The organism is Streptomyces sp. NBC_00344, from assembly GCF_036088315.1.
Lineage (GTDB): Bacteria > Actinomycetota > Actinomycetes > Streptomycetales > Streptomycetaceae > Streptomyces.
In genome coordinates this window covers 2,914,981-2,927,500 of record NZ_CP107996.1, presented here as the reverse complement: position 1 = coordinate 2,927,500, position 12,520 = coordinate 2,914,981, and the positions used below count along the sequence as shown (strand labels likewise).

12 protein-coding genes and 2 rRNA genes (1 of these 14 cut by a window edge) are annotated in these 12,520 nt (G+C 67.9%); 11 read left to right on the top strand and 3 right to left on the bottom strand.

What is annotated here, in order from left to right:
* The 10 genes from OHS16_RS13255 to OHS16_RS13210 form a co-directional block, all read left to right on the top strand.
* Window positions 1-982 (top strand): 23S ribosomal RNA (locus OHS16_RS13255); it begins 2,143 nt to the left of the window's first position.
* A 78-nt stretch (window positions 983-1,060) separates the two neighbouring features.
* A 5S ribosomal RNA gene (gene rrf / locus OHS16_RS13250) occupies window positions 1,061-1,177 on the top strand.
* A 68-nt stretch (window positions 1,178-1,245) separates the two neighbouring features.
* Complete coding sequence (locus tag OHS16_RS13245; RefSeq protein WP_328537390.1) at window positions 1,246-1,890, top strand: HAD family hydrolase; 645 nt, start codon at window positions 1,246-1,248, stop codon at window positions 1,888-1,890.
* 41 nt (window positions 1,891-1,931) lie between these two features.
* Window positions 1,932-3,158 (top strand): MFS transporter, encoded by a 1,227-nt coding sequence (locus OHS16_RS13240; RefSeq protein WP_328537389.1) that lies wholly within the window; start codon window positions 1,932-1,934, stop codon window positions 3,156-3,158.
* Complete coding sequence (locus tag OHS16_RS13235) at window positions 3,109-4,284, top strand: acetoin utilization protein AcuC (protein WP_328537388.1); 1,176 nt, start codon at window positions 3,109-3,111, stop codon at window positions 4,282-4,284. Before OHS16_RS13240 ends, OHS16_RS13235 begins: the two co-directional genes overlap by 50 nt.
* Window positions 4,285-4,394: 110 nt before the next feature.
* A complete protein-coding gene (locus tag OHS16_RS13230) occupies window positions 4,395-5,210 on the top strand; it encodes a phosphatase (RefSeq protein ID WP_328537387.1) in 816 nt (271 codons plus the stop codon).
* A gap of 129 nt (window positions 5,211-5,339) precedes the next feature.
* Window positions 5,340-5,552: a helix-turn-helix domain-containing protein gene (locus tag OHS16_RS13225; RefSeq protein WP_328537386.1), complete on the top strand. Its 213-nt coding sequence runs from the start codon at window positions 5,340-5,342 to the stop codon at window positions 5,550-5,552.
* A 184-nt stretch (window positions 5,553-5,736) separates the two neighbouring features.
* Window positions 5,737-5,835 (top strand): 30S ribosomal protein bS22, encoded by a 99-nt coding sequence (locus tag OHS16_RS13220; RefSeq protein ID WP_003948845.1) that lies wholly within the window; start codon window positions 5,737-5,739, stop codon window positions 5,833-5,835.
* A 167-nt stretch (window positions 5,836-6,002) separates the two neighbouring features.
* Window positions 6,003-7,052 (top strand): NAD-dependent epimerase/dehydratase family protein, encoded by a 1,050-nt coding sequence (locus tag OHS16_RS13215; RefSeq protein ID WP_328537385.1) that lies wholly within the window; start codon window positions 6,003-6,005, stop codon window positions 7,050-7,052.
* Window position 7,053: 1 nt separating this feature from the next.
* Window positions 7,054-8,088: a lysophospholipid acyltransferase family protein gene (locus tag OHS16_RS13210; protein WP_328537384.1), complete on the top strand. Its 1,035-nt coding sequence runs from the start codon at window positions 7,054-7,056 to the stop codon at window positions 8,086-8,088.
* 125 nt (window positions 8,089-8,213) lie between these two features.
* Here OHS16_RS13210 and OHS16_RS13205 read toward each other — a convergent pair whose 3' ends face one another.
* From OHS16_RS13205 to OHS16_RS13195, 3 genes are all read right to left on the bottom strand, one after another.
* A complete protein-coding gene (locus tag OHS16_RS13205) occupies window positions 8,214-9,425 on the bottom strand; it encodes a DUF5667 domain-containing protein (RefSeq protein ID WP_328537383.1) in 1,212 nt (403 codons plus the stop codon).
* Between the two features lie 235 nt (window positions 9,426-9,660).
* On the bottom strand, window positions 9,661-10,434 hold the full coding sequence (locus OHS16_RS13200; RefSeq protein WP_328537382.1) for an ECF subfamily RNA polymerase sigma factor, BldN family: 774 nt from the start codon (window positions 10,432-10,434) through the stop codon (window positions 9,661-9,663).
* 477 nt (window positions 10,435-10,911) lie between these two features.
* A complete protein-coding gene (locus OHS16_RS13195) occupies window positions 10,912-11,847 on the bottom strand; it encodes an HAD family hydrolase (protein WP_328537381.1) in 936 nt (311 codons plus the stop codon).
* Between the two features lie 335 nt (window positions 11,848-12,182).
* Between OHS16_RS13195 and OHS16_RS13190 the strand changes: the two genes are divergently transcribed.
* On the top strand, window positions 12,183-12,455 hold the full coding sequence (locus tag OHS16_RS13190; RefSeq protein WP_328537380.1) for a glutaredoxin family protein: 273 nt from the start codon (window positions 12,183-12,185) through the stop codon (window positions 12,453-12,455).
* Window positions 12,456-12,520 lie beyond the last annotated feature (65 nt).

The window sequence follows — 12,520 nt, the reverse complement described above, 5'->3', positions numbered from 1 at the left end:
AACCATCCTAAGGTAGCGAAATTCCTTGTCGGGTAAGTTCCGACCTGCACGAATGGCGTAACGACTTCTCGACTGTCTCAACCATAGGCCCGGTGAAATTGCACTACGAGTAAAGATGCTCGTTTCGCGCAGAAGGACGGAAAGACCCCGGGACCTTTACTACAGTTTGATATTGGTGTTCGGTTCGGCTTGTGTAGGATAGGTGGGAGACTTTGAAGCGGCCACGCCAGTGGTTGTGGAGTCGCCGTTGAAATACCACTCTGGTCGTGCTGGATGTCTAACCTCGGTCCGTGATCCGGATCAGGGACAGTGTCTGATGGGTAGTTTAACTGGGGCGGTTGCCTCCTAAAGAGTAACGGAGGCGCCCAAAGGTTCCCTCAGCCTGGTTGGCAATCAGGTGTTGAGTGTAAGTGCACAAGGGAGCTTGACTGTGAGACCGACGGGTCGAGCAGGGACGAAAGTCGGGACTAGTGATCCGGCGGTGGCTTGTGGAAGCGCCGTCGCTCAACGGATAAAAGGTACCCCGGGGATAACAGGCTGATCTTCCCCAAGAGTCCATATCGACGGGATGGTTTGGCACCTCGATGTCGGCTCGTCGCATCCTGGGGCTGGAGTCGGTCCCAAGGGTTGGGCTGTTCGCCCATTAAAGCGGTACGCGAGCTGGGTTTAGAACGTCGTGAGACAGTTCGGTCCCTATCCTCTGTGCGCGTAGGAATATTGAGAAGGGCTGTCCCTAGTACGAGAGGACCGGGACGGACGAACCTCTGGTGTGCCAGTTGTCCTGCCAAGGGCATGGCTGGTTGGCTACGTTCGGAAAGGATAACCGCTGAAAGCATCTAAGCGGGAAGCCTGCTTCGAGATGAGTATTCCCACCTCCTTGAGAGGTTAAGGCTCCCAGTAGACGACTGGGTTGATAGGCCAGATGTGGAAGCCCGGTAACGGGTGGAGCTGACTGGTACTAATAGGCCGAGGGCTTGTCCTCAGTTGCTCGCGTCCACTGTGTTAGTTCTGAAATAACGAACAGCCGTGTCCATATCCGGTTTCGTTAATTTCATAGTGTTTCGGTGGTCATTGCGTTAGGGAAACGCCCGGTTACATTCCGAACCCGGAAGCTAAGCCTTTCAGCGCCGATGGTACTGCAGGGGGGACCCTGTGGGAGAGTAGGACGCCGCCGAACAATTTTTAGCCTCAACCCCGAGCCGTTATGGCTCGGGGTTGAGGCATTTTTGCGTTTATGGTCAGGGTATGCGCTACGACCTGGTCATCTTCGACAACGACGGCGTCCTCGTGGACAGTGAGCCGATCTCCAACACCATCCTCTCGGGGTATCTGACCGAGCTGGGGCACCCCACCACGTACGACGAGTCCCTCCGCGACTACATGGGCGCCGCCCTTCACCGGGTGCACGACATCGTCCAGGAGCGGAGCGGGCAGCAGCTTCCCGACGACTTCGACGCCACTCTGCACAGCCGGCTCTTCGAGGCCTTCCAGCGGGACCTGACACCGGTCCCCGGGGCCGCCGAAGTGCTCGGCGCACTTGTCGCCCAAGGTGTGCCGTACTGCGTCGCCTCGTCCGGAAGCCACGAGCGCATCCGGGTCGGCCACCGGGTGACCGGGCTCGACGAGTGGTTCGAGGAGGAGTGGGTCTTCTCGGCCGACGACGTCAGCCAGGGCAAGCCGGCACCGGACCTCTTCCTGCACGCCGCCGAGCGCATGGGAGTGGCGCCCGGGCGGTGTGTCGTCATCGAGGACAGCCGACTCGGCGTGACGGCGGCCCAGGCAGCGGGGATGGAGGTCTACGGCTTCACCGGGATGACCCCCGCCGAGCGGCTCGCCGGGGCGAACGGCTTCTTCTCGAAGCTGGTGGAGCTTCCCGAATTGCTGGCCTGACCCATCTACCCACGGGTAAGCCAGGGGCCTACTGTGCCGCCATGACGACAGATGTTCGGCTGCGGCACGGCAGGACCTCCCTGGGGCTGAGCTTCTTCGCACAGGGCGCGGCCTTCGCCCTCCTCGTGACGAGGATCCCGGCGATCCAGGACCGCTACGGGATATCCGACGGCCTGCTGCCCGTCTTCCTCGCCGCCGTGCCGGTCCTCGCCGGCGTCAGCAGCGTCGCCACCGAACAACTGGTGAAGCGGGTCAGGCCGTCCGTCGTCCTGCGCTGGGTGCAGCCGGTGGTGCTGCTGGCCCTGCTCGGGGTGGCGGCCGGCAGCGAGCTCTGGCAGGCGGCGGTGGCCCTCGGCGTGTTCGGGCTGTCCGTGGGTGCGCTGGACGCGTCCATGAACATGCTGGGCGTCAGCCTCCAGCGGGCGTACGGACGCAGCATCATGCTCGGCTTCCACGCGGCGTACAGCCTGGGTGGCATCGCCGGCGCCTCGCTGGCCTGGGCGGGAGCGCACTGGCATTTGTCGCTGCTGACGTCCTACTGGCCGGTCGCCGTGGTGCTGCTGCCGCTCTGCCTGGTGGCGAGCCGCTGGTACGCGGACGCCCAGCGGCCGGCCGGCCCCGCCGCGGTGGCGGAAGCCGCGGCGGGCGGGTCCGTCGTCTTCAGGATGCTGCTGCCGCTCTGTCTGGTGATGGCCTTCGCGTACATCGGCGACTCGACCGTCTCCAACTGGAGCGCGAAGTATCTGCAGGACGTGCTGGGCAGCTCCGAGCAGCTGTCCACCCTCCCGTACAACGTCTACATGGTCACCACCCTGCTGGGGCGGGCCGTCGGGGACTTCGGGGTGCGGCGCTTCGGCGCTGCCGCCGTGGTGCGGCTCGGGTCGGTGCTGGCGGCGTTCGGGTTCGCCGTGGTGGCGGCGGCGCCCGGTCCCTGGGTGGGGATGCTCGGATTCACGCTGCTGGGCTTCGGGTTGTGTGTGATCGTCCCGCAGACCTTCGCGGCAGCGGGCCGGATGTTCCCGGCAGCATCCGACGCGGCCATCGCCCGGCTGAACATCTTCAACTACGTGGGATTCCTGGTCGGCTCTCCGCTGGTCGGAGCGATCGGCGACGCGTGGAACTACCGGGGGGCGATGCTCGTGCCGATGGTGCTGGTACTCGCGACGCTGCTGTACGCCCGTTCGTTCGGAGCCGGGGACGCCCGATACGGTGGCGGGCATGAGTGGCCGCGGACTGTTGATGTGGGACGACGCAGTAACGAAGTATGACTTCGGGCCTGGGCACCCGATGGATCCGGTGCGGCTCGCACTGACCATGGGACTGATCCGGGCCTACGGTCTGGACAAGGCGGTCGACGTGGTCGCCGCGAAGCCGGCCGGCGAGTCGACGCTGCGGCTGGTCCACCGGGCGGACTACGTGGACGCGGTGCGGGCAGCTTCGGCCGATCCGGAGGGCGCCGACCCCTCCTACGGACTCGGCACGCCCGACGATCCGGCGTTCACCGGAATGCACGAGGCCTCCGCGCTGATCGCCGGGCAGTCGGTGGGCGCTGCCGAGGCGGTGTGGCGCGGCAACGCCACCCATGCGGTGAACTTCACCGGCGGTCTGCATCACGCCATGCCCGGATCGGCCTCCGGCTTCTGTATCTACAACGACGCGTCGCTGGCGATCGCCAGGCTGCTCGAGCTGGGCGCCGAGCGGATCGCGTACATCGATGTGGACGTGCATCACGGTGACGGCGTGGAAGCCGCGTTCCAGGACGACCCGAGGGTCCTCACGGTCTCGCTGCACGAGCACCCGCGGACGCTGTTTCCCGGGACCGGATGGCCCCAGGAGACGGGGAGCGGGGAGGCGCAGGGCTCGGCGGTGAATCTTCCGCTGCCGGCCGGGACCGGGGACGCCGGCTGGCTGCGGGCCTTCCACGCGGTGGTGCCCGAACTGCTGGCCGACTTCAGGCCGCAGGTGCTGGTGACCCAGCACGGCGCCGACACGCACTTCGAGGACCCGCTGGCCCATCTGGCGGTATCGCTGGACGCCCAGCGTGCGGTGCAGGTCGCCTGCCATGACCTGGCCCACCAGTACGCCGACCAGGGGCGCTGGGTGGCACTGGGCGGTGGCGGCTACTCGGTCGCCGATGTCGTGCCCCGGTCGTGGGCGCATCTGGTGGCGATCGCGGCCCATGCGGAGATCGAGCCAGGGTCGGTCGTCCCGGCATCCTGGCGGGACGAGGTGTTCGCGCGGACCCGTGAGCTGGCGCCCGGCCGGATGACGGACGGGCGGTGGCCTGTGGAGTGGCGGTCGTGGGACGAGGGTTACGACCCGTCGGACCGGCTGGACCAGGCGGTGCTGGCCACCCGGCGGGCGGTGTTCCCACTGCGGGGGCTGCTCGCGTAGCAGGATGTGGTGCGCCCGACGGGGCGACTGTGGTGGCGCGTTACGCCAACTGTGCCGCATATCTCCCGTTCCGCCGTGCTGGCCGCCATCCTTACGGAAGCATCGGCGGCGTGTTGAGCACCGGCGCCCTCCGTGCGCATCTGTTGGCGGCCAGGCTGGCCGGCCCTGTGGCCACCGCCAGGGAGACGAGTCTGCGCAGCTACCGCCTCTTTGCCGCCCGGGACCCCCGGGTGACACTGGGGCTCGATCCCGAACAGTGCTGGGACGAAGGGGATTTGCTGCGGCTGATGGCCCGGAAATGCGGGGTGTCCGGCGACCCGCGGCATGTGTCGGGACCCGATGTCATCGATCCCGAAAGGACGTTGGCCGCCCTGGACGCGTTCGCCGACCGGCTGGCGGCGGCGGTCGTCCGGCGGGCGGCGGTGCTGTTCGGCACCGGGCATCCACATCGGCTGCTCGGTTTCTACGCCGCGCTGGCAGACGCCGTGTCGGCGGCCGGATGTGACGTCCTCACCCCCGCAGAGGGTCGCCGTGTCGACATAACGACCCGGTTCGGCGTACGTACCTACAACCTGGAGTACGCCCGAGGCGTCGCGCTGATGCGCGAACCAGGCGTGCGCGCCCCGGGGAGTGAGCCGGGCGCACATACCCATTCCCCGCTGCCCGTCCGAGTGGCTCTGGAGGCTGCCGCGACGAGTGGCGGCGGGCTGCCCGGGCTTGTGGTGGGGGACCATGGATGGGTCTGCGGCGCAGGTCAGCTGGGCATCGAGGCCATCGGTCTGGCCGATACGGACGATCCGGCGCTGTTCGTCGGGGAGGCCGAGGGGCGGGTGTCCGTGGCCGTTCCGCTGGATGATGCCGTGCGGTCCGACTACTACCGACCGCTTACGCGCTATGTACTCAATCGGGCGCGTCTGTCCCAGTAGGCGCCCGATCGCTACTCCTCTTCCCCACTCGTACCACCCGCACCTAGTCTGGTGAGTGAGCGCACAACGACGAAGCGTCACCGGAAGGGGAAGCCGGTGCCCGTCGGGTGCGGAAGGTTCAGGTGGGTCATGGCTGCTGGGAGTGAAAGGCCTCTCAACGAGGTCAAGTTCCTGACCGTGGCGGAGGTCGCCTCGGTGATGCGAGTGTCCAAGATGACCGTGTACCGGCTGGTGCACAGCGGTCATCTGCCGGCGATCAGGGTGGGCAGGTCCTTCCGGGTTCCGGAGCAAGCAGTGCACGAGTACCTTCGCGAGTCCTTCGTGGGGGTCAGGACCGCCTAGCGGCGTGGCAGGCGATGTTTGCTCTGCGGACATCGCCTGCCACGGCACGGGATATGGCCGGGCGAGGAGCGGGCGGTTCCCCTCGGATTACGTCCCTCACTCGGCGGCAGGTAGGCTAGGCCGACGTAGGTCGTGTGGGCCCAGACGCCCCGCACCGAGTGAAGAGAAGTGAGCGAGGGTAGTCGTGGGCTCTGTTATCAAGAAGCGGCGCAAGCGGATGGCTAAGAAGAAGCACCGCAAGCTGCTCAAGCGCACCCGCGTTCAGCGTCGCAACAAGAAGTAAGCGGCAGCTGTACGTGGTTCCGTGGCCCTTCCACCATCATGGTGGGAGGGCCACGGCGCGTTGTGCGGGAAAACTTTTCGTCACGTCGTGCAGCGCCTGGTCATCACAGAGCAACATCGACCCGCTACGGTGGCCCGTACGGGAGTCCGAATGGGAAGGCGCGGATCTTGGGCAAGGTCGTGCTTGTGACCGGAGTGGCCCGGCAGCTCGGGGCTCGGCTTGTGCGGCGCATACAGCGCGATCCCGAGGTGGGCCGGGTGATCGGGGTGGACATCGTGCCGCCCGACCATGATCTGGGCGGCGCCCATTTCGTGCGGGCGGACATCCGCCAGCCGGCCATTGCCCGGGTGCTCGCCGAGTACGACGTCGACACGATCGTGCACATGGATGTCACGGGCACGCCGCTCGGCGCCGGAGGCAGCAGGGCGACGGTCAAGGAGAACAACGTCATCGGCACCATGCAGCTGCTCGGTGCCTGCCAGAAGTCGCCGACCGTGCGTCGGCTCGTGGTGAAGTCCAGTACCAGCGTGTACGGATCGGCGCCGCGCGATCCCGCCGTCTTCACCGAGACCACGCCTCCGAAGTCACTGCCGAGCGGCGGCTTCGCCAAGGACGCGGTCGAGGTCGAGGGGTATGTGCGGGGCTTCGCCCGGCGCAGGCCCGATGTGGCTGTCTGCGTGCTCCGCTTCGCCAACATCCTGGGCCCCAGCGCGGACTACCCGCTGGCCCAGTACCTGTCACTGCCGGTGCTCCCGACCGTTTTCGGCTACGACCCGCGGCTCCAGTTCGTCCATGAGGACGACGTCATCGGGGTGCTGCGGCTCGCACTGGGTGAGCCGCCACGCGGAACGCTGAACAGCGGCACCTTCAACGTCGCAGGCGACGGTGTCCTGCTGCTCTCGCAGTGCTCCCGGCGGCTGGGACGGCCGACGGTTCCGGTGCTGCTGCCCGCCGTGAACTGGGTGGGCTCCGCCATGCGCACCGTCGGCGTCTCGGACTTCTCTCCGGAGCAGATCCGGCTGCTGACGCACGGCAGGGTGGTCAGCACCGTGCAGATGCGGGAGACACTGGGCTTCGTCCCCGAGTACTCGACGGCCGAGGCGTTCGAGGACTTCGCGCTCAGCCGTGGAGCCGGACTGCTGCCTCCCCGGGCCATGGAGCGCGCAGTCGACCGGGTATCTTCCTTTGCCACTTCTGTCAGCAAGGAGCGCATCTGACATGGCCGATGCCAAGGTGATCCCTTTCGGCGACGAGCCGAGGTCACGGCGGGTCAGGAATGGCAAAGCCGTCAAGAGGCCGATGGGGCGCAGCCGGACGGCCGGGTCCCTGGCACCCGTACCGGAGCAGCAGACGGGGCCCGACGCCTCGCCCGAGCCGCCTGTGCGGACGCCTGAGGAGCGACGGCCGGCCGTCGGCGGCCTGGAACGGCGGATCGCCGGCGGTCTCGCCTTTCTGCGGCGGCGGGTCACCGGGGACTACGACGTCGACGAGTTCGGCTATGACAAGGAACTCACCGACCAGGTACTGATGTCGCTGGTGCGGCCGTTGTACGAGAAGTACTTCCGGGTCGAGGTGAAGGGCATCGAGAACATCCCGTCGGAGGGGGGCGCGCTGGTGGTGGCCAACCACTCGGGGACTCTTCCGCTGGACGGGCTGATGCTCCAGGTCGCGGTACATGACCGGCATCCGGCCGAACGCCATCTGCGGCTGCTCGCGGCGGACCTGGTCTTCATGCTCCCGGTCGTCAATGAGCTGGCCAGGAAGGCCGGTCACACCCTGGCGTGCACCGAGGACGCGGAACGGCTGCTGGAGCGCGGTGAGGTCGTCGGGGTGATGCCGGAGGGCTTCAAGGGCATCGGCAAGCCTTTCGCGGACCGTTACAAGCTGCAGCGTTTCGGGCGGGGCGGCTTCGTCTCGACCGCGCTGAAGGCGGGTGTGCCGATCGTGCCGTGCTCGATCGTCGGCGCGGAGGAGATCTACCCGATGATCGGCAATGCGAAGACCGCGGCGCGGCTCCTCGGCTTTCCGTACTTCCCGATCACGCCGACCTTTCCGTGGCTGGGACCGCTGGGAATGGTGCCGCTGCCGACCAAGTGGACCATCCAGTTCGGGGAGCCGATCCAGACGGACGGATATCCGGCGGAGGCGGCGGACGATCCGATGCTGATGTTCAACCTGACGGATCAGGTGCGGGAGCAGATCCAGCACACCCTGTACAAGCTGCTGGTCGAGCGCAGGTCCGTCTTCTTCTGAGTGGCCGCGGGTGCCGCAGCCCGCGAGTAGCCGACCCCGAGGGCCGCCTGCCTTCGCGTAGCGCGCGCAAAGGAGTGCGCCGGGCCCTTTGCGGGCCCGGCGCACTCCTTTGAACAGACTGCGGACTACTGCGCGTCCTCCGCGTCGATACCCAGGCCGGGGAGCAGGCCGGGGAGCAGCGGCGGCAGAGTGACATGCGGAGCGCCGGGGTGGCCACCGCCCGCCGGGCCGGAGTCATCCGGGGACGACGGGCTGCTGCCGGGTTTCGGCGGGTCGAGCAGACCGCCGGTGTTTCCGCCGATCAGCCCCTGGTCGGCCCTGCTGCCCGAACTGGAGGGCCGCGGTGTGTCGCTTCCCGTCCCGCTGTGGCCGGAGGCGGACGCGGTGGGCCCGGGGCGGTCCGTTCCTGGTGCGGCCGACTGGGACGGCACCGTGTGCCGGGGGGCACGGGTCGTGCCGGGGTGGCGCGGCAGCTGCGACTCCAGGGGTTCGACCTCCTGGTCTATGGCGTCGAAGACCGCGTTCACCTGGTTGCCCACGTCGTGCAGCTGGGCGGGCAGCCGGCCCCTGAGCTTGCTCCAGGCCGATCGGTGCGACCGGGAGAACGAGGAGAGCGTCTGGATCGGGCCGAGAGCCCCGTCCCTCGCGTACGCCTCGTGCAGCAGCCGGTGGCCCTCACTCGCGTCGTGGTTCATGCCGTTCAGCGCGCGCCTGACTTCGCCCAGCTGTTCGTGGTCGAGCGATCCTGCCCGTTCGCGCTCCATGAGGCGGCGCGCCTCCTGGAGACGGGTCGAAGCCTGGTCCAGATAGATCTCACCGCGGTCGGCGTTGTCATTCGCCATCCCCAGTTTGAGATCTTCCATGCCGCGCTTCAGCCCGTACAGCGAATCACCTGGGAGGGCGTCGGAGCTGGCAGCGGCGACGCCGCTGAACGCTCCTGCCGCCACACCGACGGCGAGTCCGCCCGCAGCGATGCCCTTCGACCAGCGGGAGCGGGGGCGCAGTTTCCGGAGCGCGCCCGCCCGATGGGCGCCGCGTCCGGTCCGCTGGGCGGGCACCTGAGGGCCCTCGGACGCACCTCCCTCCGTGGCTGCGCCTTCCAGCAGCAAAGCCTCCATGGCGGCAACGAGCTGAGCCCGCTGCACCACTTTGACCTCGGGATCCAGCTGCGGTTTCGGTAGCTCGCCGAGACCGGCGACCAGGGCGAGCAACTGCCCTGGTTCGCCCTGGTCGGCGGGAGCTTCTGACTGGTCGGCCGCCGTGTCCTGGAGCGATTGCTCCTCCAGGGCCTGGGCGAAGGCGTTCGCCCGCCGGTGTGCCGAAACTTGTCCGATCACTGGCGGCACCTCCTCTCGTCATGACGATCGACTCCCCTCGGGGTCCGGAAGGTTGCACACCTTGAGCGCTTCCACACGATCGGGTGAGCATCTTCGGGCGTGGCGTGACCACAGGGAGCCTGCATCCCACTCAACGAGCGCCACAGCACTTGGGTTACGGACGAAGGATGATCCGACCGCACTATTACGGCAGGGTCATCAGGCGGTAACCGAGGGTGAGTTGTGACCGGAATGATCAGCGGACGTCATCCGGGAGAAGTCGTGCCAGAGTGCGCACGGCCCGGTACTGGAGGGTCTTGATCGCACCCTCGTTCTTGCCCATCGCCCGAGCTGTCTCGGCGACGGACAGCCCTTGCAGGAAGCGCAGGGTCACGCACTCCTGCTGCTGGGGGTTGAGTCGCCGCACCGCTTCGAGCAGGGCGGCGTTGGAGAGGGACTCCAGGACGGAGTCCTCGGGGCTGCGTTCGACCTCGTTGGCGTCGAGCATTTCGCCGGTGGTCACTTCGAGCCGGAATCGGCTCGACTTGAAGTGATCAGCGACCAGGTTCCGGGCGATGGTGACCAGCCAGGCGCCGAAGTCGCGGCCCTGCCAGGTGAAGGTGGAGATGCGGCGCAGGGCGCGCAGAAAGGTCTCACTGGTGAGGTCCTCTGCCGTCGCCTTCCCGCCGACGCGGTAGTAGATGTAGCGGTAGACGGTGTCGCAGTACTGGTCGTACAGGCGCCCGAAGGCGTCGGTCTCGCCGGCCTGAGCGCGTTCGACGAGATCCATCATGCGTGCGCTGTCGCTGTCGGCCGCAGGCCGACGGGCGGTGGACGTGCCGGTGCCGCCACGGCTGCGTCTGCCGACCGTCGCATGGCCCTCGGCGAGGGCGTAGCAGGGTCCGGCAGGCACAGGGGTGGCAAAAGCGGGGACGGCGTACGCGGTGGGGACAATGCCGCGCAGCTGGTCAAGGACCGTTGCGCGCAGCGTAGCCAGGCCCGAGGCGTCAACCCCGACGTGTGGGTACACGGGACTCCCAGAGGCAGAGCTTCCATCACGTGCAGTGCTGGACCTTTCACCCGACGTGATGGCGAGTGGGGTCCGGTATGCGTCTGAGGAGAATAACGCTTCGTACAGGCAGTGCTACACCCAGTTGCTCAAATCATCGATTACGTCGCTTCTCTTACGTGAACGCGTCGAATCAAGTAGCACTTCGTGACCGTTTATTGATCGGATAGCCCCACGATCCGCTTGATTACGGGGTCACTTGTGGCCGGGAGGGCACAACAGGACTGGCGGAGGGTGCGCAGGGGTAGCAAGTTCGATTTGCCCGTGCATGCGTCGGATGGCGGCGTGTCGCGGCGGGTGAGGCCCGGCGTGTCGGCGCGCCGTACCGGCGTGGCGCGCATACCGGCGCGGGTGACGACCGTGGGTGACGAAGGTCCGGCCGTCCCCGCCCGGTCCTCCCCGCCCGGGCGGCCCGGCCGGGGACGGCCGGACGGCGGGTCAGCGGCGGCGGCGGTGCAGGGCGACGGCGGCCGCTGTGCCGCCTGCCAGAGCGCCGACACCGGCGGCTGCCGGGATGCCGACCCTGGCCGCCTTGCGGCCGGTGCGGTAGTCCCTCAGCCGCCACTCCCGCTCGCGGGCGTGGCGGCGGAGCTTGGTGTCCGGGTTGATCGCGTACGGATGGCCGACCAGCGAGAGCATGGGGATGTCGTTGTGCGAGTCGCTGTATGCGGCGCAGCGGCCGAGGTCCAGGCCCTCGGCGGCCGCGAGCGCCCGTACGGCTTCGGCCTTCGCCGGACCGTGCAGCGGTTCGCCGACGAGGCGGCCGGTGTAGACGCCGTCCATCGATTCGGCGACGGTGCCGAGGGCGCCGGTCAGTCCCAGCCGGCGGGCGATGATCGTCGCGGTCTCGACGGGCGCGGCGGTGACCAGCCACACCTTCTGGCCCGCGTCCAGATGGGCTTGGGCGAGCGCACGGGTACCGGGCCAGATGCGGTCCGCCATGTACTCGTCGTAGATCTCCTCGCCGATGGACATCAGCTCGGACACGCGATGCCCTTTGACGATGGACAGCGCGCTGTCCCGGGCGTCCTGCATGTGCTCCGGGTCCTCGACGCCGGCCAGTCGGAACCACGCCTGCTGCCAGGCGAATCTGGCCAGCTCGCGGCGCTGGAAGAACTGCCGCTTGTAGAGGCCCCGTCCGAAGTGGAAGATCGCGGCGCCCTGCATCACGGTGTTGTCGAGATCGAAGAAGGCGGCGGCGAGGTCGTCGCCCACGACGGGGAACGCGGGCTCCGGAGCGGATTCGCCGTCCGGTGTCACCAGCGCCAGCTCTTGCGAGGTCTTGCGGGCTGCCTCGGCTGCGGCCTCGCCCGCCAGCACGCTGCGTGCTGTCGCCGAGCGCCTACGAGGGGTCAGCCATCCCAGTGCGGCCATGCCGTGAGCATAGCCATTCTGTTCGGTCGTTCCCGACTTGCCGGGATGCGGCCGGGTGAACTCTCCGTTGCGGAAAGGGCCGCCCCGCCCCGCATCGGGGCTTCGGTCCCGCGCCCCGCGGCTCCGGCCGGAGCGGTCTTCAGATGTCCCCCGGCCGTCCCGGGCCGCCCCGCCGGCTCCCGGCGTCCCCTTTGAACGCGCGGCAGGTGAACGCGTGGCAGGGGGGCTTGAGTATGAGGCCCGGCGGGCGAGGCCGGAGATCATCACGCTGCGAAGGGAGGACGGACGAAGGGGCGGGGAGCGGAACGGGGCCGCGTCGGGCGGACAATGGCGGGATGAGTCTCTTTCCGCGCAGTCGGGCCGGCAGCCGCAAGCGCCTCGTCACCCTGGTCGGCAAACCCGGCTGTCATCTCTGCGACGACGCACGCAGAATCGTCGCCACCGTCTGCGATGACCTCGGCACGGAATGGGAGGAAAAGGACATCACTCAGGACGCGGCGCTGAATGAGGCCTACTGGGAGCAGATTCCCGTAGTGCTCATCGACGGCGAACAGCACACGTTCTGGCGCGTCGATCCGAATCGGCTCCGACGCGCACTGGGCGCCTGAGGCGAAAAGCCAGCTACCATCGTGGGCGATTTGAGCGATCTCGGGGGCGATGACGCAAGGAGTGT

Bases quoted from the DNA above. Each gene is read 5' to 3' on its own strand.
- OHS16_RS13245 (WP_328537390.1), top strand. From the start codon at position 1,246: ATGCGCTACGACCTGGTCATCTTCGACAACGACGGCGTCCTCGTGGAC.
- OHS16_RS13240 (WP_328537389.1), top strand. From the start codon at position 1,932: ATGACGACAGATGTTCGGCTGCGGCACGGCAGGACCTCCCTGGGGCTG.
- OHS16_RS13235 (WP_328537388.1), top strand. From the start codon at position 3,109: ATGAGTGGCCGCGGACTGTTGATGTGGGACGACGCAGTAACGAAGTAT.
- OHS16_RS13225 (WP_328537386.1), top strand. From the start codon at position 5,340: ATGGCTGCTGGGAGTGAAAGGCCTCTCAACGAGGTCAAGTTCCTGACC.
- OHS16_RS13210 (WP_328537384.1), top strand. From the start codon at position 7,054: ATGGCCGATGCCAAGGTGATCCCTTTCGGCGACGAGCCGAGGTCACGG.
- OHS16_RS13195 (WP_328537381.1), bottom strand. From the start codon at position 11,847: ATGGCCGCACTGGGATGGCTGACCCCTCGTAGGCGCTCGGCGACAGCA.
- OHS16_RS13190 (WP_328537380.1), top strand. From the start codon at position 12,183: ATGAGTCTCTTTCCGCGCAGTCGGGCCGGCAGCCGCAAGCGCCTCGTC.